The organism is Streptomyces sp. Ac-502 (assembly GCF_045222935.1).
GTDB classification, from domain to species: Bacteria; Actinomycetota; Actinomycetes; order Streptomycetales; family Streptomycetaceae; genus Streptomyces; species Streptomyces monomycini.
Genome location: NZ_JBHFFO010000001.1, coordinates 3,623,326 through 3,641,915 on the forward strand (window position 1 = coordinate 3,623,326; position 18,590 = coordinate 3,641,915).

16 protein-coding genes, 4 pseudogenes and 1 riboswitch are annotated in these 18,590 nt (G+C 72.7%); of the genes and pseudogenes, 12 read left to right on the forward strand and 8 right to left on the reverse strand.

The features are described from left to right. Nucleotides 1-129: 129 nt before the first annotated feature. Nucleotides 130-603, forward strand: coding sequence for a DoxX family protein (locus ACEXOX_RS16340; protein WP_406521460.1), 474 nt, complete (start codon nt 130-132; stop codon nt 601-603). Between the two features lie 120 nt (nt 604-723). On the opposite strand, the gene ACEXOX_RS16345 is transcribed toward ACEXOX_RS16340, so the two are convergent. Continuing rightward, the gene (locus ACEXOX_RS16345; protein ID WP_406526365.1) at nt 724-1,419 is read right to left on the reverse strand and encodes a superoxide dismutase family protein; all 696 of its coding nucleotides are present in this window, start codon (nt 1,417-1,419) and stop codon (nt 724-726) included. Between the two features lie 412 nt (nt 1,420-1,831). On the opposite strand from ACEXOX_RS16345, the gene ACEXOX_RS16350 reads away from it, so the two are divergent. Both ACEXOX_RS16350 and ACEXOX_RS16355 read left to right on the forward strand, forming a co-directional pair. Continuing rightward, entirely contained in the window at nt 1,832-2,497 is a 666-nt protein-coding gene (locus ACEXOX_RS16350; protein ID WP_361143626.1) for a VTT domain-containing protein, read from the forward strand. A gap of 183 nt (nt 2,498-2,680) precedes the next feature. After that, nucleotides 2,681-3,217 carry a GNAT family N-acetyltransferase gene (locus ACEXOX_RS16355; RefSeq protein WP_406521462.1) on the forward strand — a complete coding sequence of 179 codons (537 nt, stop codon included), beginning with the start codon at nt 2,681-2,683 and terminating at the stop codon, nt 3,215-3,217. Nucleotides 3,218-3,246: 29 nt separating this feature from the next. Here the strand turns inward: ACEXOX_RS16355 and ACEXOX_RS16360 are convergent, their stop codons facing one another. Further along, nucleotides 3,247-4,170, reverse strand: coding sequence for a universal stress protein (locus ACEXOX_RS16360; RefSeq protein ID WP_406521464.1), 924 nt, complete (start codon nt 4,168-4,170; stop codon nt 3,247-3,249). A gap of 147 nt (nt 4,171-4,317) precedes the next feature. On the opposite strand from ACEXOX_RS16360, the gene ACEXOX_RS16365 reads away from it, so the two are divergent. Beyond that, nucleotides 4,318-5,589, forward strand: coding sequence for a methyltransferase (locus ACEXOX_RS16365; protein ID WP_406521466.1), 1,272 nt, complete (start codon nt 4,318-4,320; stop codon nt 5,587-5,589). Then, nucleotides 5,586-6,248, forward strand: a pseudogene (locus ACEXOX_RS16370) (nucleoside/nucleotide kinase family protein); the annotation flags it as partial. The gene ACEXOX_RS16365 and the pseudogene ACEXOX_RS16370, both read left to right, overlap by 4 nt. Before the next feature lie 31 nt (nt 6,249-6,279). On the opposite strand, the gene ACEXOX_RS16375 reads toward ACEXOX_RS16370, so the two are convergent. Beyond that, nucleotides 6,280-7,875: a glycosyltransferase family 39 protein gene (locus ACEXOX_RS16375; protein ID WP_406521467.1), complete on the reverse strand. Its 1,596-nt coding sequence runs from the start codon at nt 7,873-7,875 to the stop codon at nt 6,280-6,282. A 157-nt stretch (nt 7,876-8,032) separates the two neighbouring features. Between ACEXOX_RS16375 and ACEXOX_RS16380 the strand changes: the two genes are divergently transcribed. The 6 genes and pseudogenes from ACEXOX_RS16380 to ACEXOX_RS16405 all read left to right on the forward strand — a co-directional run bounded on the left by ACEXOX_RS16380 (nt 8,033) and on the right by ACEXOX_RS16405 (nt 13,172). Then, the gene (locus ACEXOX_RS16380) at nt 8,033-9,307 is read left to right on the forward strand and encodes a glycosyltransferase family 87 protein (protein WP_406521469.1); all 1,275 of its coding nucleotides are present in this window, start codon (nt 8,033-8,035) and stop codon (nt 9,305-9,307) included. Nucleotides 9,308-9,482: 175 nt separating this feature from the next. Further along, nucleotides 9,483-10,151: a MarR family winged helix-turn-helix transcriptional regulator gene (locus tag ACEXOX_RS16385; RefSeq protein WP_406521470.1), complete on the forward strand. Its 669-nt coding sequence runs from the start codon at nt 9,483-9,485 to the stop codon at nt 10,149-10,151. Further along, a complete protein-coding gene (locus tag ACEXOX_RS16390) occupies nt 10,148-11,053 on the forward strand; it encodes an alpha/beta fold hydrolase (RefSeq protein ID WP_406521472.1) in 906 nt (301 codons plus the stop codon). The genes ACEXOX_RS16385 and ACEXOX_RS16390 overlap by 4 nt, the downstream gene beginning before the upstream one ends. A 21-nt stretch (nt 11,054-11,074) precedes the next feature. After that, nucleotides 11,075-12,142, forward strand: a pseudogene (locus ACEXOX_RS16395) (cytochrome P450); the annotation flags it as partial. After that, nucleotides 12,139-12,543: pseudogene (locus ACEXOX_RS16400) on the forward strand (L-tyrosine/L-tryptophan isonitrile synthase family protein); the annotation flags it as partial. The pseudogenes ACEXOX_RS16395 and ACEXOX_RS16400, both read left to right, overlap by 4 nt. 104 nt (nt 12,544-12,647) lie before the next feature. Beyond that, nucleotides 12,648-13,172: an L-tyrosine/L-tryptophan isonitrile synthase family protein gene (locus ACEXOX_RS16405; RefSeq protein WP_406526366.1), complete on the forward strand. Its 525-nt coding sequence runs from the start codon at nt 12,648-12,650 to the stop codon at nt 13,170-13,172. Here the strand turns inward: ACEXOX_RS16405 and ACEXOX_RS16410 are convergent. Then, the gene (locus ACEXOX_RS16410; RefSeq protein WP_406526367.1) at nt 13,100-13,903 is read right to left on the reverse strand and encodes an ABC transporter ATP-binding protein; all 804 of its coding nucleotides are present in this window, start codon (nt 13,901-13,903) and stop codon (nt 13,100-13,102) included. The two genes, ACEXOX_RS16405 and ACEXOX_RS16410, sit on opposite strands and share 73 nt — an antisense overlap. Further along, nucleotides 13,889-14,680, reverse strand: a pseudogene (locus ACEXOX_RS16415) (ABC transporter substrate-binding protein); the annotation flags it as partial. The pseudogene ACEXOX_RS16415 and the gene ACEXOX_RS16410, both read right to left, overlap by 15 nt. A gap of 234 nt (nt 14,681-14,914) precedes the next feature. After that, a riboswitch (cobalamin riboswitch) is annotated at nt 14,915-15,128 on the forward strand. A 179-nt stretch (nt 15,129-15,307) separates the two neighbouring features. Here ACEXOX_RS16415 and ACEXOX_RS16420 point away from each other — a divergent pair. After that, nucleotides 15,308-16,342 (forward strand): HoxN/HupN/NixA family nickel/cobalt transporter, encoded by a 1,035-nt coding sequence (locus tag ACEXOX_RS16420; protein WP_406521474.1) that lies wholly within the window; start codon nt 15,308-15,310, stop codon nt 16,340-16,342. Nucleotides 16,343-16,501: 159 nt separating this feature from the next. Here ACEXOX_RS16420 and ACEXOX_RS16425 read toward each other — a convergent pair whose 3' ends face one another. From ACEXOX_RS16425 to ACEXOX_RS16435, 3 genes are all read right to left on the reverse strand, one after another. Then, nucleotides 16,502-17,002: a VOC family protein gene (locus ACEXOX_RS16425; RefSeq protein ID WP_406521476.1), complete on the reverse strand. Its 501-nt coding sequence runs from the start codon at nt 17,000-17,002 to the stop codon at nt 16,502-16,504. A 73-nt stretch (nt 17,003-17,075) separates the two neighbouring features. Continuing rightward, nucleotides 17,076-17,585: a DoxX family protein gene (locus tag ACEXOX_RS16430; protein WP_406526368.1), complete on the reverse strand. Its 510-nt coding sequence runs from the start codon at nt 17,583-17,585 to the stop codon at nt 17,076-17,078. A gap of 325 nt (nt 17,586-17,910) precedes the next feature. Next, nucleotides 17,911-18,144, reverse strand: coding sequence for a hypothetical protein (locus tag ACEXOX_RS16435; RefSeq protein WP_406521477.1), 234 nt, complete (start codon nt 18,142-18,144; stop codon nt 17,911-17,913). Between the last annotated feature and the right edge of the window lie 446 nt (nt 18,145-18,590).

Below are 18,590 nucleotides of genomic sequence, written 5' to 3' on the forward strand. Positions count from 1 at the left end.
CACTTCACGCCATGACCGTTTTCGGCCAACGGCCGGATATGGCCAGATGTTGAACTTGCAAGTACCTATTAGGTCTCCCTAACCTTTCTCCTTGTCGGTTCCCGTCCCCGAAACCGCAGGAGTTCCTTCATGTCCGCTCAATCCCCGGTGACCGAGTTCACCGAACGAATCAAGCCGCACACCCTCTCGCTCTTCCGCATCGTCACCGGCCTGCTCTTCGCCTGCCATGGCGCGTCCTCGCTGTTCGGCATCCTCGGCGGCGCGATGGGCAAGGGGCTCACCGTGCCCGCGGGCAGCTGGCCCGGCTGGTACGCGGCCGTCATCCAGTTCGTCGGGGGCGTCCTGGTGATGCTGGGCCTGGGCACCCGCGCCGCGGCCCTGATCAGCTCCGGCTCGATGGCGTACGCGTACTTCTCGGTGCACGCCGGCGAGTCCCTGTGGCCGCTGCAGAACGGCGGCGAGCTGTCCGTGCTGTTCTGCTGGGCGTTCCTGCTGCTGGCCTTCACCGGCCCCGGCTCCTGGTCGCTGGACCGCCTGTTCTTCCGCTCCCGGCAGCCGGCCGACGCCACGGCGGGCGCCCGACACGAGCCGAGCGCGGTCTGACGGCAGACCGGCGGCCCCCGCGGCTGCCACCCGGCGACGAGCGGTGGCCCCCGGTACGTGGCGGATCGTACCGGGGGCCACCGCTCTTTCACCCGCTGCCGGGCAGCACCGGCGCCACCGTCAGAAGAGCCTCGTCAGCAGACCGGAGACGGCCTTCGCGGCTTCCTTCGACTGGTTGAACGGCACGGAGTAGCACGCGACCACCCGGCCGGCGGTCCCCGCCACCCCGGCCTTCGTCGCGGTACGGCGCTCATGGATCACCACGGACCGCGCCTCGCCGGACCGGAAGCGCCAGGCGTTCCGTGACGCGGAGCCCGCCTCACCCCGCCCGTCGGTCGTGAAATCCAGCCAGACCTCGTTCTTCGGGTTGGCGTACGCCGGGTCGACGGACGGTGTGCGCGGGTCCTTGCGGTGCTGGTAGTGCGGCCCCGAGCTGTCCGGGCGGACGCCGCACGTCCCCGTGTGGACGTGCGCCCCGTAGGTGCGGTTCGCCACCAGACCGGCCACCCGCAGGCCGACCCGGGTGCTCTTGCCGTCGGCGCGCTCACTGACCGTGACGCGGGAGTTCACGGGTACCAGCTTGGGGTCGTACGTCAGCGCGCTGCTCAGCATCGCGCCGTTCGGGCGGGTGAACTGTGCCGCGATGGTGACGGAGTAGTCCTGCTGGACGGTGTTCTTCGTGACCTTGTCGCCGTCCGCCGCGACGGCCGCCGGGGCGAGCAGGAGCGTGCCCGCCGTGGCGAGGGCCGCCGCGGAGGCGCCCGCCGTCCTGGCGGCCGCCCGCCGGCGCGCCCGCGTCGGCACCGGTGCCGGCATCGGTGTCACGCCGCTCCCGGCCCGTCCGCCGTGCACCGCTCGCCCGCTGCCGGCGGCCGGTCCCGCCGCGCTCTCCGACGTTTCTGCCTCTTCCGACGCCGCTGACGACTCCCTCAACGTCTGCATCTCTGTCTCCATTCGTGTGCCGTTCCGCTCCGGAGCACCCTGTTTGCGCGCTTCACAAGGCGCCTATTTCGGCACATAACATGCCCAAAGCTGCGCTCTTTTGCGCCACGGCCGGAGCAGACGGGTGACAGTGCCGCCCGAGGCGGTTCCCCAGGGGTGTGAAGCCGACAACACCGTGCGCCCTGGAACGTCACGGCGGGCAGCCCAGGCGTACGCTGTATGGCGGTACAGCCGCCCCAGCCGCCGATGCGACGTCGCGGCAGGGGATCGGATCAGGAGAAGGACGTTGTTGGAAAGCCTGGGGTCGTTGAGCGACACCCCTTGGGTCTACGCGATCGTCGGACTCTCCGTACTTCTCGACGTCTTCGTACCGATTCTGCCCAGCGGTGTCCTGGTGATCACCGCGGCCACCACGGCCGCGGGCACCCGTACCGCGGCCGGCGCGGTGGGCGTCTCCACCTCCGTACGCGGTGACGCCGACATCGCCGAGATGCTGGCCCTGGTGCTGTGCGCCGCGACCGCCTCGGTCCTCGGCGACATGGTCGCCTACCGGCTCGCCTGGCGCGGCGGCGACCGGTTCGACCGCGCCATCGCCCGCTCCCGGCGGCTGACCGCGGCACAGGAACGGCTCGGCGCGGCGCTGACACGGGGCGGCGGCGGCATCGTCGTCCTGGCCCGCTTCGCGCCCGCCGGACGGTCGGTGGTCAGCCTCGGCGCGGGGGTCGCGCACCGTACGGTCCGGGAGTTCCTGCCGTGGTCCGCGCTGGCCGGGCTGGCCTGGGCCGCTTACGGGGTGAGCCTGGGTTATGTGGGCGGCCAGTGGCTGGGCGTGTCGTGGATCAGCACCGCCATGTCGGTGTTCGCGCTGTTCGCGGCCGGGTCCGCGGCAGTCTTCCTGATGCGCAGGCCCGAGCGCCGGGCCGCGGCGTTCCCGGCGGCCGGCTCGGACTGACCGCCTGCCGGAAGCCGGGGGCCGGATGTCGGGGGCCGGGGGCTGGGCGCCTGGGGCCGGGGGCTGGGCGCCGGGGGCCGGAAGCCGGGTACCGGAGGCCGTCCCGGCCTGTCGCCCGCCCGAAGGCCGAAGCGGGCGGAAAAGCCCGGGCGGATTGTCAGACCCCGGTGCGACCATGTGGGCATGAACAACTGGCAGTGCCGCCCCGAGACTCCCGAGGACATTCCGGCCGTCCGCCGGATCAACCTGGCCGCCTTCGAGACCGCGGGTGAGGCCGACCTCGTCGACGCGCTGCGGCAGGACCCGGCGGCCTGGCTGCCGGGCCTTTCGTACGTGGCCGGGCCCGTCGCCGAGCCGTCCGGCACCGCGGCCGCGCCAGCCCCCGTCGTCGCGCACGCACTGCTCACCCGCTGTCACATATCCGGCGAACCGGCCGTCGCGCTCGCGCCGTGCGCGGTGCTGCCCGAGTACCACCGGCAGGGCGCGGGCAGCGCCGCCATCCGGGCGCTGCTGGACGCGGCCCGGGCGGCCGGCGAGCGGACGGCCGTCGTGCTGGGCCACCCGCCGTACTACCCCAGGTTCGGCTTCGAGCCCGCCTCCCGCTTCGGCGTCCTGCCGCCCCAGGAGTGGCCGGACGAAGCGTTCCTGGCCCTGTCCCTGGACGGCAGCACACCTCCGCGCGGCACGGTGCGCTACGCGGAGGCGTTCGGCATCGCCTGAGGAGAGGGGCAGGGGAAGGGGCGCTCGCGCTACTCCGCTTCCCCGCTGTGCTCCGTCTCCTCCGGCACGACCGCGATCGGGCACACCGCGTGCAGCAGTACGGCGTGGGCGACCGAGCCGAGCCGGCGGCCGACCGGCAGCCGCCTGCGGTGCCGGGCGACCACGACCAGATCGCTGGCCCTGGACGCCTCGACGAGCTGCCCGGCCGCGTCCGCGTTCCGCAGCTCGGCCGTCACCGCCACCTCGGGACAGCGCTCCCGGTACGGCGCGAGCATCCGCGTCACCTGCTCGACCAGCGCGCTCTCGTACTCCTGCTGGGTGCCTTCGTAGGCCGCGATGTATTCGAAGGACGGCGGTGTCAGCATCGGCCAGGCATAGCCGGAGACCACCTTGAGGCGGGCACCGCGGCGGCTCGCCTCGGCGAACGCGAAGCCGATCGCCCCCGGCTCGTCGGAGGAGGCGTCGACGCCCAGGGTGACCTGCGGCGGGTCGGGGCGGAGCACCTCACCGTCGGCACCGAGCCCGGCGCCGGCCCGGTCCGGGCGCGGCACGACCACCACGGGCCCTTCCGAGTGCGCCGCGCACGCCATGCCGTTCGAGCCGAGCAGCAGGCTGGCGAAGCCGCCGCGCCCGCGCGAGCCGAGCACCAGCAGCTGCGCCTCGGCGCCGAGGGCGGGCAGCAGGGTGTCGGTGAGCCCGCTGAGACTGCGGAATTCCAGGCCCGGCAGACCGGCCGTGTCAGCCTGCCCGTCCAGCGTCTTGCGCAGCTCGTCCAGGACCGGGTCGCCGATGCCGGATTCGGCCGCCGCGCGGCCCTCCGAGGTCACGTACGGCCAGACGTGCACGATCTGGAGCGGCGCGGACCGCAGCCGGGCGGCCTCGATCGCCCAGCGCAGCGCCCGTTCGCTGTCGGGAGATCCGTCCACCGCGACAATGACCGGCAGGGTGTCCATGTACGCCTCCATACGACCGACAGCGTGTGCTATGCCCAACTATTTCCATACTCCTACCCCGAGCCGCCCGGAAGACAGGGGACGAAGGTCCCTCCCCGGCACGGAGTAGAGTCGAACGTCACTTCTCAGCCCCTTACCTGGGACGCAATGAACACACTTCAGGCCCCGCAGTCCGTCGAGTGGACCGAGGCCGGCGCGGCCCGCACCGCACGCTGGCTTTCCGAGAGCGGCGCGCCGGCGCCCCGCCGGGTGGTCGTCGCGGACGACCGTACGAAGGCCGACGACGCCTACAAGCTCGCCTGCGAGGGCACGGCGCTGCTGTGGCGCGGCGACTTCCACAACGCCCGCCAGCTGCTGACGGCGCTGGCCCGCCGTATCGACCGCCGCCCGCGCAAACGGCCGCCGGCCGACCCCGCCCAGGCCTTCCACCTGCACCGGGCCGCGCAGAGTCAGCGCGCCCGCATCCTGGGGATGCTGCTGGTGTCCCTGGAGCCCGGCTACGGGCTCGCACTGCGCCGCGCGCCCGACGTACGGGAGGCGTGCTTCCAGGCGTTCGGCCCGGACGGCGCGGATGGTCCGCACGGCACGGACGGCACGGACGCCCCGGAGACCTCAGACACTCCCGACACCGAGCCCCGCCCCGAGGTATCCCCCGCCCCGCCCCTGATCGTCTCGCTGCGCGAACTGCTCGGGGTGATCGGCGCGTATGAATGGCGCAGAAACGGTGTCCGCATACCGGCGCTCGGCGGTGACCGCGTCCATCCGTACTACGGCGTCTTCTCGCCCGTGCGCGGCGAGTACGTCGACCTGGTGGCCCGGGCACCGCTCCCCTCCGTCCCCGGCCCGGCGTTCGACATCGGCACCGGCACCGGAGTCCTGGCCTCGGTGCTGGCCCGGCGCGGCGTCTCCCGAGTGGTGGCCACCGACCAGGACCCGAGGGCCCTGGCCTGTGCGCGGGAGAACACCGAGCGGCTGGGCGTGGCCGACCGCGTGGAGATCCTGGAGGCCGACCTGTTCCCGGCCGGCCGCGCGGCGCTCGTCGTCTGCAACCCGCCGTGGGTACCGGCCAAGCCCACCTGCCCCGTCGAGTACGCGGTCTACGACCCGGGCAGCCGGATGCTCCACGGCTTCCTGAACGGCCTGGCCGCCCACCTCGAACCGGGCGGCGAGGGCTGGCTGATCCTGTCCGACATCGCCGAGCACCTGGGGCTGCGCTCCCGCGCCGAGCTGACCGCCGCGTTCGACGCGGCGGGCCTGACGGTCCTGGACCGGCTGGACATCCAGCCACGACACCCCCGCGCCCGCGACGCCGACGACCCCCTGCACACCGCTCGCGCCGCCGAGGTGACCTCGCTGTGGCGGCTGGGAGTGGCGGGAGCAGCGGGTTCCGCAGCGGCCGAACAGGAAGCACGGCCATGACCGAGCCCACCCACCTGCGACAACTCGTCGCCCGTGCCCGCTCGCTCGCCGACTCCGCCACCCCGGCCCGCCGCCGGCTCCTCGGGGTCGCGGGGCCGCCCGGCTCGGGCAAGTCCACCCTGGCCGCCCGTCTGGTGGCCGAGCTGGCCGGGTCGGCGGTGCTCGTGCCCATGGACGGTTTCCACCTCGCCGAGGCGGAGTTGCGCCGCCTGGAGCGCACGGACCGCAAGGGCGCGCCGGACACCTTCGACGCCGCCGGTTACGCGGCCCTGCTGGCCCGCCTGCGCTCCCCCGCCCCCGGCACCACCGTCTACGCCCCGGCCTTCGACCGCCGCATCGAGGAGCCGGTGGCGGGCAGCGTCGCCGTGGCGCCCGACGTGCCGCTCGTCGTGACCGAGGGCAACTACCTGCTGCTCGACGACCCGTCGTGGACGGCCGCCAGGGAGTGCCTGGACGAGGTCTGGTACGTGGACCTGGACGACGCGGAACGGGTGCGGCGCCTGGTCGACCGGCACGAGCGGTTCGGCAAATCCCGCGCGCACGCCGAGCGTTTCGTGCGCACTTCGGACGAGGCCAACGCCCGCCTGGTGACAGCCGGGCGGGAGCGCGCCGATCTGGTCGTCAGGTTCGGCCCGGGCGCGGCACCGGAGCCGTACGGCGGGGGTGAACGCCGAGGGCTTCCGCGGCCGGTCACCGCACCTTCTCGTAGACCTCTATGCGGCGTCCGACGGTGTCCGTGCGGCCGGTCCGTTCGAAGTGCCGGCCGAGGACGCGGAGTTTCTCGGTCTCGCGTACGGGTGCGGGCGGCGCGGCCCGGCGGGTGTCGGTGACGACCACGATGCGGGACTTGGTCAGCATGGCGGTACGTATGTGCTCGGCGCTGCCCTCGACCCCCTTGATGGTGCCGGAGGCCGCCGGGCTCTCGGCCAGCGCGAGATCGTCCAGGCCGGTGAAGGCCGACGGCGTCACCAGCGCCGTGTCGCGCCGGGCGGCCGGTATGAACAGCACGCCGTCGCCCGTGCGCGCGGCCGCCGCGACCCGGTCGGCCGCCCGCAGCACGTCGTCCGCCCGGCTCTTCGGCTCGCGCAGGCCGGTCTCCACGGGCAGCAGCGTCACGAATGCCGTCGCCGTCACGCCCGCGAGCAGCACCCCCGTACGGACCGGGAGCGCCTGGACGGCAGCGGCGACGCCGACGCCGAGGAGCAGGGCGAAGCCGAGGTTCGTGTAGAGGACGTAGCGGTCCAGATAGACGGGCTCCACGAGGACGGAGGCCAGCAGCAGACCGGCCTGCGGCACCGCGAGCAGCGGCAGCCCGACGGAGGCCGGCGACAGGGGCGCGCGGCCCCGGCCCGGGTACGGGACGCGGGCGCACGCCAGCGCCACGAGCAGCAGGACGCCGATGCCCAGCAGCGTGGACACGGCGACGGGCTTGATCCACGACACCTGGTCCGACTGGGCCCGGCTGGCCTGGATGAGCGGCAGCGCGCCCGCCAGCACCACGGCGGCCGACACCGACCACGGGGCGAGCAGCGGGCGCGCACCGCGGCGGCGGGCGACGAGCACGGTGACGGCGTGCGCGGGCAGGACGAACAGCGAGAACCAGTTCAGCAGGGCCGTGGTGAGCATGACCAGGACGTAGCCTGCCCAGCGCGTACGGCGGTGCCGCGGTACGACCGCCGCTCCGTTCTCCGACGCGTCCGCCGCGCTCACCAGAAGCCAGGTGGCGACCGCCACGCCGGCCGTCACCAGCGCGTACGCCCGGCCCTCCTGGGCGTAGTGCTGGACGTTGGGTATCAGCGCGAGGACCAGCCCGGCGGCGAGGCCGGCCCACGGCCCGGCGAGGCGGCGGCCGGCCGCGGCGGTGGCGGCCGCGGCCGCGACGACGGCCAGGACGGACGGCATCCGGAGCACCGCCGGGCCGGTGCCGAATACCTCGAAGACGCCGTGCATCAGCACGTAGTAGAGGCCGTGGACGACGTCCACCTGGCCGAGCATGTCCCAGATCTCCGCCACCGAACGCTGCCCGACCTGCCAGGTCACGGCCTCGTCCCGCCACAGGCTGTCTTCCCGCCGGATGCCCCACAGGCCGAGTGCCAGCGCCAGCAGGGCGGGCAGCACCGTGACGGCTAGCCGCGCGAGAGCGGAGGCGCGGGTGGAGGAGGGAGCGGGGGCGGAGACAGAGGGTGCCGAGGCCGGGGCGGGGGATGCGGTGGGGGGCGTGGTGGAGATGCCGCGTGGGGCGGAAAGAGCGGCGACCGGTGCGACGGGGGCGGCTTCAGCGGGCATGACGGAGACTCTACACTGCACGTATACATCGCATGTATACACATCGGGTGTAGCTCGCACGGTCTGTCGAAATCGCAGGTCAGAGCCGCCCCACCGGACGAACCGCCCCACGAACGGCCCCACCTCCCCACCCCGTACGAACGGAGCCCTCGGCGCTGTGCCCGACCAGACCACCGTCCGTGCCGTCACCGCGGCCACCCCCGTCTCCGCCCCCGCGGTCCCCCGCCCCCGTACGGCGCTCCCGCCCCTGCTCGCCGCCTGGCTCCTCACCCGGTCGTGGCTGGTGCCGGCGGCCCTGAAGATCAGCCCGTTCGCGGGAGGCGGCGGGCTCGATCCGTCCGTGAGCAAGGTCTACACCGGCTGGTACGCGGTCCTGAGCGACGGCGGCTTCCCGCTGCACGACGTGAGCTGGCAGTACCCGCCCGGCGCGGCCCTGCCGATCCTGGCCCCCGGCCTCCTCCCCGGCCTCGGCTTCGGGCACGCCTTCATCGTGCTGGCCGCGCTGTGCGATGCCGCGATCTTCGTCCTGCTGGTGCGGGTGGCGCGGCGGCGCGGCCGTTCCCTCGCCGCGCCCTGGCTGTGGACGGTGGGCCTGGCCGTCCTCAGCACCATGCCGTGGAACCGGTTCGACCTGCACGTGACCGCCCTGGCGATGCTCGCCCTGGTGGCCGCGTCCGCGCAGCGCGCCTGGGCCGACCGGGCCTTCGGCGCCGTGACGGCACTCGCCGCCGTCATCAAGGTCTGGCCGGCGCTGCTGCTCGCCGGTACGGCGCGGGGCCGCCGCACCCGTACCGCCTGGACGGCCGCCGCCGTCACCGGTGCCACCGTGACCGCCGGCTTCACCCTCGCCATGCCGAACGCGCTCTCCTTCCTCGCCGCCCAGGAGGCGCGCGGCATCCAGATCGAGTCGGTGGGTTCCCTGCCGTTCCATCTGGCCCGGCACCTCGGCTGGAGCGGCACCTGGGCGGCGAAGGACGGATCGCACGAGTTCGTCGGCCCGTGGGTGCACGGGGTCAGCGTCGCCATGCAGGTGTCGACCGTGCTGGCCTTCGGCTGGCTGCTGTGGTGGCGGCGCCGTTCGGACCGCGCCGCCGCCCGGGTACTGCCGGACGCCGCACTGACCGCCACGCTGCTGTTCGTGGTCACCAGCCGGGTGATCAGCCCGCAGTACCTGGTCTGGCTGCTCGGCCTGGCCGCGGTCTGCCTGCTGCGCGGCGACACCACCCAGCGTCCGGTCGCCCTGCTGATCCTGGCGGCCTGCCTCTTCACCACGCTGGACTTCCCGCTGCTGTACCGCGGGCTGCGGGACGACTCGTCCTGGCTGTCCATCGCCAACCTGTACGCGCGCAATCTGCTGCTGCTCGCCGCGGCCTGGCTGTCCGCCCGTCGCCTGTGGCGCGGGACCGTGCCCGTCCGTCGCCCTTCCCAGTGAGCGGGCACGGCGACTCCGACGACTCCGACCGGCTCGGGAACTTCGGCGCCCTCCCATCCGTACAAAGAACGGAATCATCGGATTTCGCGAATCCGGGCGCGTACCGCGGAGAGCGGTAACTGCCGGGCGTGAGGCGCGACTTCCGTAACGACACCGTCGATGTCATCATGACACCATGAGTGTCACAGAGGGCGGCGCGGACTCCGCCGAGCACCTCGCGTACGAGGTGATCCGCCGCCTGTGGCCGCTGCACCGGACGGTCGTACGCGCCGTGGAACGGGAACTCGCGGGCACGGGCCTGACGGCCGGCCAGCGCGCCCTGCTGGACACCCTGCGTACGCACGGCCCGCGCACCGTACCGGAGCTGGCCCGCGCCCTGGACCTGGACCGCCAGCCCGTACAGCGCTGGGTGAACCACGCGACGGAACTGGGCTTCCTGGAGGCCGTCCCCAACCCCGCGCACCGGCGCTCCCCTCTGATCCGGCTCACCCCGGAAGGCACCGAGATCATGAGCGCGCTCCAGCGGTCCGAGGCGGCCTGGCTGCGGCGGGTGCTGGCCGGGGTGCCGGCCGCCGACGTGGCCACCGCGCTGCGCGTGCTCGACCGCCTCGGCGAGGACTTCCGGGCACTGGCCCGGGACGAGCCGGGGCATCCCGGCCTCTCCCGTACGGCGGACCCGCCCCGGGAGCCCCGGGCACCCCAAACACTCCGGGCACCCCGGGAACCTCGGACGCTCCCAGCGCCTCAAACCTCCCGGGGGACCCGAACGGCCCGCACGTCCCCAGCAGACCGAGCGCCCCACCCGACAGCAGCACCACCCCACACAGGACGGCACGGAGCATGACGACCGACGACATCCAAGGAACCCAGGGAATCCAAGGACTCCAGGAGGCCGGGGCCTGGGGTACGGAGGTCGAGAACGACACGGTCCCGGTCGAAAACGGGGAGCTGTTCTACGAGGCGGCCGGCGTCGGTACGGAGGGCGACCCCTCGGTGGTGCTGCTGCACGGCGGGATGCTCGACCAGCGCATGTGGGACGAGCAGTTCTCCTGGCTCGCCCAGTCCGGCCTCCGCACGGTCCGCTACGACGCACGCGGCCACGGCCTGTCCTCCACCGTCGACGGCGACTACGCCAACCACGAGGACCTGCGCGCCCTCCTCGACCACCTCGGCATAGCGCGCGCCATCCTCGTCGGCCTCTCGCACGGCGCCCGCATCGCCCTGGACATGGCGCTCACCCACCCGGACCGCGTCTTCGCGCTGGCCCTGGCCTCCCCCGGGGTGAGCGGCCGGGCCTTCACCGACCCGTTCATCCTGGAGCACATCAAGGAGCAGGTGGCCGCCGTCACCGACGAGGAGGACGGCACGGAGCGCTACATCGAACACTTCCTGCGCATGTGGGTGGACGGCCCGCACCGCGCCCCCGACGCCGTGGACCCCGTCCTGCGCGAGCGGATGCGGGCCTCGGCGGACGCCAACGTGGTCGTGCACGCGGGCGGCATGGGCGCCGGGGTGCCGATCGAAGTCGGCGCGTACGAGCGGCTGGCGGAGATCCGTGTACCGACCCTGGTCCTGGACGGCGACCTGGACAGCTCCGACATCTCCGCCAACGCCCACGCCATCACCCTCGCCGTGCCGGGCGCCCAGCGGATACGGATCCCGGGCGCGGCCCACATGGTGAACCTGGAGAACACCGGTCACTTTGACCACGCCCTGCACTCGTTCCTCTCGGGTCTTCCGTACTGAGTCCGTTCTGCCCCAACCCGGAGGGATCCGCCCCGGCACACCGCCCTGCGACGGCTGATCACCGACGCCTTCGCGCCCCGGCGCGTCGCGGAACTCCGCCCGCGCTTCGAGGCCCTGGCCGACGCGTTGCTGGACGAGCTGCCGCCGTCCGGGCGTCCGGGACGCGGCGGCACCGTCGGTCTCGTCGCGTCGTTCGCCGCCCGTTTCCCCTTGCTCGTACTCTCCGAGGTCATCGGCCTGCCGGAAGAGTTCACCCGGCGCTTCGACCGGGACTGGGGCAAGGTCGTCCAGCCCGTCGGCCCGGCGGATCCCGGCCGCCCGGCCTACGAGGCGAGACTGCGCGGCCTACAGGAGTTCATCGCGGTCCTGGTACGCCACAAGCGGCGGGAACACGGGACCGACCTGCTCTCCCGTCTCGTCACCGCCCGCGACGAAGGCGCGCTGGACGACGCCGAACTGGACTCCATGATCTTCCAACTCCTCGTCGCCGGACAGGGACCCGTCACCCACCAGATCACGACCGCCCTGATCGCCCTCCTGCGCCACCCGCACCACCTCACGGCGCTCCGCGACGACCCCGCGCTCCTCCCCCGCGCCGTCGAGGAACTGCTCCGGTACGACAGTGCCTTCGAGCTGACGACCTGGCGTTTCCTCGCCGCGGACGCGGACGTGTCCGGCACCCGGATTCCGGCCGGCGACTCCGTGATCGTCTCGCTGTGCGCCGCCAACCGCGACCCCGCCCGCTTCCCCGCCCCCGACACCCTGGACCTCGACCGGTCCCCCAACCCCCACCTCGCCTTCGGCCACGGCATCCATTTCTGCCCGGGCGCCACCCTGGCCCGTACCGAACTGCACATCGCCCTGGAGACGCTGCTCCGCCGCCTGCCGGGACTCCGTCTGGCCGTACCGGACAGTGAGCTGAAGTGGATACCGGCGGTGCTCGCACGGGGAGTCGGCGAGCTACCGGTGGCGTACGGCGCGTCCTCCACCGGACGGCCCGCGGCGGAGAGTTCCCCGGCGCCAAGCTCGGGTGCTCGTCGCAGCTGCCCCTTCGGCGCCCCGGCCTTCACCTCCGAAGAGGCCCGATGAACAGCACAACGGCCGCCATCCTCACCGCCCTCCTCCCCCACTGCCGCACCCCGGAGGAGACGACAGCCGGAGGCGGAGCGACCGCCCTCACCCCCCGCCCACTTCCCGTACCAACTGCTCCGGCTGGAAGCCCTGGCGGCAGCCCGCCGCCCGATCCGCTTCCCCTCCCCGGCTTCCCCTGCAAGCCCCCCAACCCCGCCAAGGACGTCGGCCGGCTCCCCGACGAGGGTGAACGCCTCGCCCTGCGCTCCCTCGACCGGCTGTGCGCCCGGATCGGGGAGCTGTACGCGCCCGGCGCGCGGCTCGTCATCTGCTCCGACGGGCACCTCTTCAGCGACCTGATCGGCGTCCCGGACCCGCACGTCGACGCGTACAACGACGCGCTGCGCGCCATGATCCGTACGGTCGGACTGTCCCACCTCACCACCTTCGATCTGCGGGACGTTTACGGGGACCGGACCTGCGACGCCAAACGCGCGGAGATGCGCCGCCGGCTGCGCCCTCCCTGGACTCCCCGCACGCCGAGACCCGGGACCCGGCCGCCCACGGTGGTGAAACGCTTCGCCTCTACCGGGGCATCACTCGCTTCCTGTTCGAGGGCACCACCGGCTTCGAGGGCACCCGCTCCGCCCTGCAACGCGCCTGCCGCACCCGCGCCTACGGAGTCGTCCAGCGCAGCCGCGCCTGGGGCGAGCTGATCGCCGAGCACCATCCGGACGCCCTACGACTGTCCATCCATCCGCAGCCGTCCGGCACGGCGAAGTTCGGCATCCGGCTGCTCGACGCTCCCGACGTGTGGATGACGCCGTGGCACGCGTGCGTGCTGCGCGACGCGGACGGCGGCGTACGGCTGATGCGCGCGGCGGACGCGGCGCGGCGCGGGCAGCTCGTCCACCGGGACGGCCGCCCGAGCCATTACGTACAGGACGTGTACGAGACCGGGCGGCCGGCACCGGCTCAGCTCCCCGGCCCCGCAATTGCACCTGTACCTGTACCTGCGTCCGCCCCCGCACCCGCGCCCGCACGCTGATCGACGGCGATCAGCGGATCCCCCGTCAGCGGGTGGTCGACCACCGCCGCCCGCACCCCGAACACCTCGGCCAGCAGCTCCGGCGTCAGCACCTCGCGCGGCGTGCCGGACGCCACCACCGTCCCCGCGGAGAGCACGTGGAGCCGGTCGCAGACCGAGGCCGCCGCGTTCAGGTCGTGCAGGGAGACGAGCGTCGTACAGGCCCGGCCGCGCAGCAGGTTCAGCAGCTCGACCTGGTGCCGTACGTCCAGGTGGTTCGTCGGTTCGTCCAGGACGAGGACGTCCGGCGCCTGGGCGAAGGCGCGGGCGAGCAGGGCCCGCTGCCGCTCCCCGCCGGAGAGCGCCGAGAACCGCCGCCCGCCGTGCTCCGCCAGCCCCACGTCGGCCAGAGCGCGGGCCACCGTCTCCCGGTCGGCCCGGTCGTCGCCCGCGAACGCCCGCTTGTACGGGGGACGGCCCATCGCCACCACCTCGTGGACGGTGAATTCGAAGTCTCCGCCGCGTTCCTGGGGCAGGGCGCCGATGTGCCGGGCGGTGCGCGACGGCGGCATGGCCCGGATGTCCTCCCCGGCGAGCAGCACCCGGCCCGCTTCGGGGGTCAGGTGCCGGTAGACCGTACGCAGCACCGTGGACTTGCCGCTGCCGTTCGGGCCGACCACGCCCGCGATCTCGCCGGGCGCGGCCATCAGACGCACTCCGGCCACCACGCACCGGCCGTCCTCCCACGACACCGGCTTGAAATCGCTCGCACAGTCCGCGAAGACGTTCCGCGCCCCGGCTTCGGTCAGCACGGCATGGGCCACCTGCCGGTTGCAGACCGCGATGGGCTGTTTCGTCCCCGCGTCGAAATCGAAGAAGAAGTACGACGGCCGCCTCGCCGCAGGCACGTCCGCGATGGCCTCACGTACCGAGGAAACCTTCTTCTCCATCTCCTCCACCAGCTGCACCGCACGCTGTGAGGCGCCCGTGACCAGCCCGAGCCGCCGAATGTCACCTTCCACCGCGGACAGGTCCCGCTGCGGCACCTTCTTGCGCGGCGCACACGCCGTGGAAGCCAGGTAGATGTGCTTGATGCCCGCCGCGGCGAATTCCTCCTCGCTCGGACCGGTCGCCGCGCCGCCCATGTTGCCCATGGACGCGAACGTGTCGACATAGACGTCGGCTCCGAAACCGAGCAGCTTCTCCTTCGGAATCACCGTCTTGCCCAGCACCGGGACGCGCTGTGCCCGGGCGTCCAGTTCAGGCGGCAACTTCCCCTTTCCCGGCGGGAATCCGGTACCGACGACGCGGTCGCCCGCTCCCAGCCTGAGCAGCATTTCCAGGCTCGCCGCATTGCTGGTGACGATTTTCCGCGGCGCCTCGGAGAACGTCGTCCGCCGCCCGTCGCAATCGGTGACCGTGACGGGAAAGCCACCCGCTCCGTCGCCCTGGCCGTCCGCGGCCCCCGCTGCCGTACGCCCGCCGTCGCTGCCGCAGCCGGTGGCCAGCGCGGCCACCGCCAGCACCACCGCCGCCGTGGCCGCCACCGCCGCGACCGACCGGCCTTGCCGCACCGACCGGCCTCTCGGCGACCGGCTTCCGGCCACCGGCTCCACCAGATTCATCCGAGGGCGCATACGTCCGCTCTCCCTGCCTCTCGACCACCCGACGGCCCGCGCACACGGGCCCGGGACCAGGTAGTCGAGCGGACGGTGCCCCGGGTTCCCGCCGCATTGATCCGATGACCACACCGCCGCCGGGCGTTACAGTGTCCGGGCCGTGGTGTCGGGAAGACCGGTGAAGACCGTCAGGTCCAGACCGGAGCGGCCCTCGCCACTGTGATCGGGAAGTTCCCGCCCCTTTCCGTACCCGCCCCGCGCCCGTACGGAGCCACTGGCCGCAGCCCGCGACCGGGAAGGCAGGGGCGGGCGCGCACACCCGTCAGCCAGGAGACCGGCCACGGCATCTCACGAACTGATCCACGAGGTGCTGGAGCGTGACCACCGGATGTCCCTGTCCGCCGATTCCCCTACCCCGTACCCGCCTTCTCCCTCTTCCCCTCTTCTCCTTCCCCTTCTTCGCCCTCCCCGATCTCTTCCGCGCCGTTGCCCGGGTTCCGCTGGCGGCGGCAGGACACTGTCCGGACCGCGGGGCTGATGGCGGTCATCGCCGCCCTGCACGTCGTCGCGTTCGGTGTGCTCTTCCTGCTGGTCGTGCCGCAGCACTACACCGTGGGCTCGCAGGTCTTCGGGGTCGGTCTCGGTGTCACCGCGTACACCCTCGGCATGCGGCACGCCTTCGACGCCGACCACATCGCCGCCATCGACAACACCACCCGCAAACTCATGGCCGACGGCAAGCGCCCGGTCTCGGTGGGCTTCTGGTTCGCGCTCGGGCACTCCAGCGTGGTCGTCGCCATGGCGGCGCTGGTCGCGGGCGGCGCGCAGCTGGCCGGCACCCTGCTCGACGACGGATCGAGCACCCACCAGGTGCTCGGCACCATGGGCACCACGGTCTCCGGCAGCTTCCTCTACCTCATCGCCGCGCTCAACCTCGTCGCGCTGGCGGGCATCTGGCGGGTGTTCCGGGCGATGCGGCAGGGCCGGTACGACGAGTCGGAGCTGGAGCAGCACCTCGACTCCCGCGGCTTCATGAACCGCGTACTGGGCCGCTTCACCCGCTCCATCACCCGACCCGGCCAGATGTACCCGCTCGGCCTGCTCTTCGGCCTCGGCTTCGACACCGCGACCGAGGTGACACTGATGGTGATGGCGGGCAGCGGCGCGGCGGCCGGTCTGCCCTGGTACGCGATCCTGGTACTGCCGCTGCTGTTCGCGGCGGGGATGAGCCTGTTCGACACGCTGGACGGTACGTTCATGAACTTCGCGTACCAGTGGGCGTTCTCGAACCCGGTGCGCAAGGTCTACTACAACCTCACGATCACCGGTCTGTCGATCGCCGTGGCCTTCTTCATCGGGACCATCGAACTGGTCACCGTCCTGCACGAGAAACTGCACCTGACGGACGGCGTGACCGGCTGGATCTCGTCGATCGACCTGGACAACGTGGGCTTCATCATCGTCGGGCTGTTCGTGGTGGTCTGGGCGGCGGCGCTGGCGTACTGGCGGCTGGCCGGGGTGGAGAAGCGCTGGTCGGCGCGGGCCACGGAGGCGGCCCGGGAGCCCGCCTGACCCACCGGGCCGGGCGCTGCGGGTGCCTGCCCCGGGCAGCGTGGGCGGGGGACGGGCGCCGTGGGCGGGGGCCGGGCGCCGCGCCCGCCCCCCGGGCGCCGAACCGGTGTCGGCTACCGCCCCAGCCCTCAGGTCACCGACCTGACCACCGCGCCCGCCTCAGGTCGCCAGACCGGCCGCCGCGCCCGTCTTCAGATCGCGGCCCCAGCGCGCCAGCTCGGCTTCGAGGTCGAGCGGGCGCAGCCGGTCCGGCTCGTCCGGGCCCGGCCATTCCGTACGGGGCACCCGCCACATGACCTCGAACTCGTTGCCGTCCGGATCCTTGGCGTACAGCGACTTGGACACCAGGTGATCGGTGGCGCCGACCAGCGCGCCCCGCCCCGCCAAGTGCGCCGCCACGTCCGCCAGCTCCCCGAGGGTGCCGACCTCCCAGGCCAGGTGGTACAGCCCCACCCGGCCGTGCTCGGGACCGGGTGCCCCGGCGCCGACCGCGAACAGCCCGAGATCGTGATCGTTGGCGGTCCCCTCGGCACTGAGGAACGCGGCCCTCCCCGGTATCTCGGTGTCCACCCGGAACCCCAGCGCCTCCGTGTAGAAGGCCACGGCGCGCGCCACGTCCCGTACGTAGAGCACCGCGTGATTCAGCCGCCGCACTGCCACGTCAATCCCTCACCTTTCCGCTTCTCTCCGGACACACATCACTTCACCAGGCCCCGCGCGCTTCCCACAGGCGTCAGTCGCGCACCAGCAGCATCACGAACGCCACGACCACGCCGAACACCAGAGCCGCCACCCCGTACGCAAGCCGGTGGTTACGCAGGACCGGGAGCAGCCGGTCGACCGCGTACCGGCCGGACCCGGTCAGCGCCAGGGCTCCCGCGCCCGCCGTGAGCAGCAGCTCGTACTCGACGCCCTCGGGCGCGAAGAAGCCGCCGCCCCACTTCACGGCCAGCGCGTTCACCATCGTCCCGACGACCGCCGCGCCCGCCAGCGGCGTCAGCAGCCCGAGGACGAGCCCGAGGCCGCCCAGCGTCTCGCTGAGGCCGGCCACCACGGCCATGGCCTTGCCGGCCGGGTAGCCACTGGCCGTGAAGAACTGCCCGGTCCCGTCCAGCCCCGGCCCGCCGAACCAGCCGAACAGCTTCTGCGCGCCGTGCGCGGCCATGATCAGACCGACCGCGAGCCGCAACAGCAGCAGACCGACGTCGTACGCGTGCGGGGTCGCGGCGTGACGGTCGTCGATGCTGCTGCCGTAGTCACGGAGGGGGCTACGGAGGGGGCTGAGGGGGAGGTCATGCGAGCGCTCATTTCTGTCTGGTCTGTCCGGGCCGACGGGCACTGCGTGAGGGCCGGGTCGCCCCCAACGGAAGTACTTGAAACTTCAAGTCACACTCCGACGATACACATCACTTGAAAGCCGAACAACAGCGCCGCGCCCACACCCTCACTCTTCGGACACCACCCCACACAAGGCGTAACCCTTACCTCCCCCCCCCAAAGCCCCCCACCCACACCCCAAAACTCCCCTGCACCCACTCCCACCGTTCCCACCCCACTCCACCTCCTCCCTATATCTCCCCCTCCCCGCCCCTCCACGTGTCCTTGTCCCCACCACGCCACTCGACGAGCCCCGGAGCATCCAGATCGATGTCCTCGGCATCCGGCGCCAGCCCCGCGTGCCGCAGGAATTCGGCGACATCACCACGCCCGTGCGCCAGCCCGACGATCTGCCCATGGACGGTGACCCGCCGCCCACCGGACGAGGAAGGCGGATGGACGATCACCGGCGGATGCTCAACCATGCTCTCAGCGTGCACCGAGACCGACCACCACGCATGTCGACCACACCCCGACACAGCGCCACCCGACACCTGCGCCCTGGACCTGTACTTCACCATCACCACCGAAGTCCGTCCGGGCCCGCCGCTGCGCGCCATCACCGACGTCAGCCGCAGATACCACACACCAACGATCTCCTCACGACACCTCACCACCCCAAGAGGCCCACCCGCCCGATCTCGCGACCCAGCCGCACCGTTCGCAGCTTGCGCCGCGGAACCTCGGAGAGGCGACTGAGCACGAGACTCCGGCACCTGGGGCCTGCCTGACCACGAACGCCCGGCGCCTGTAGCGCTGTTCGAGGCCGAGGTGGCGGAACCCTTCCTCACCACCGCGAAGAAGGACGAACAACATCGGAACGAGAAGGCCACTCAGCCCATCCGCCTCGCGTCGTCGGCAGTCGGACTAC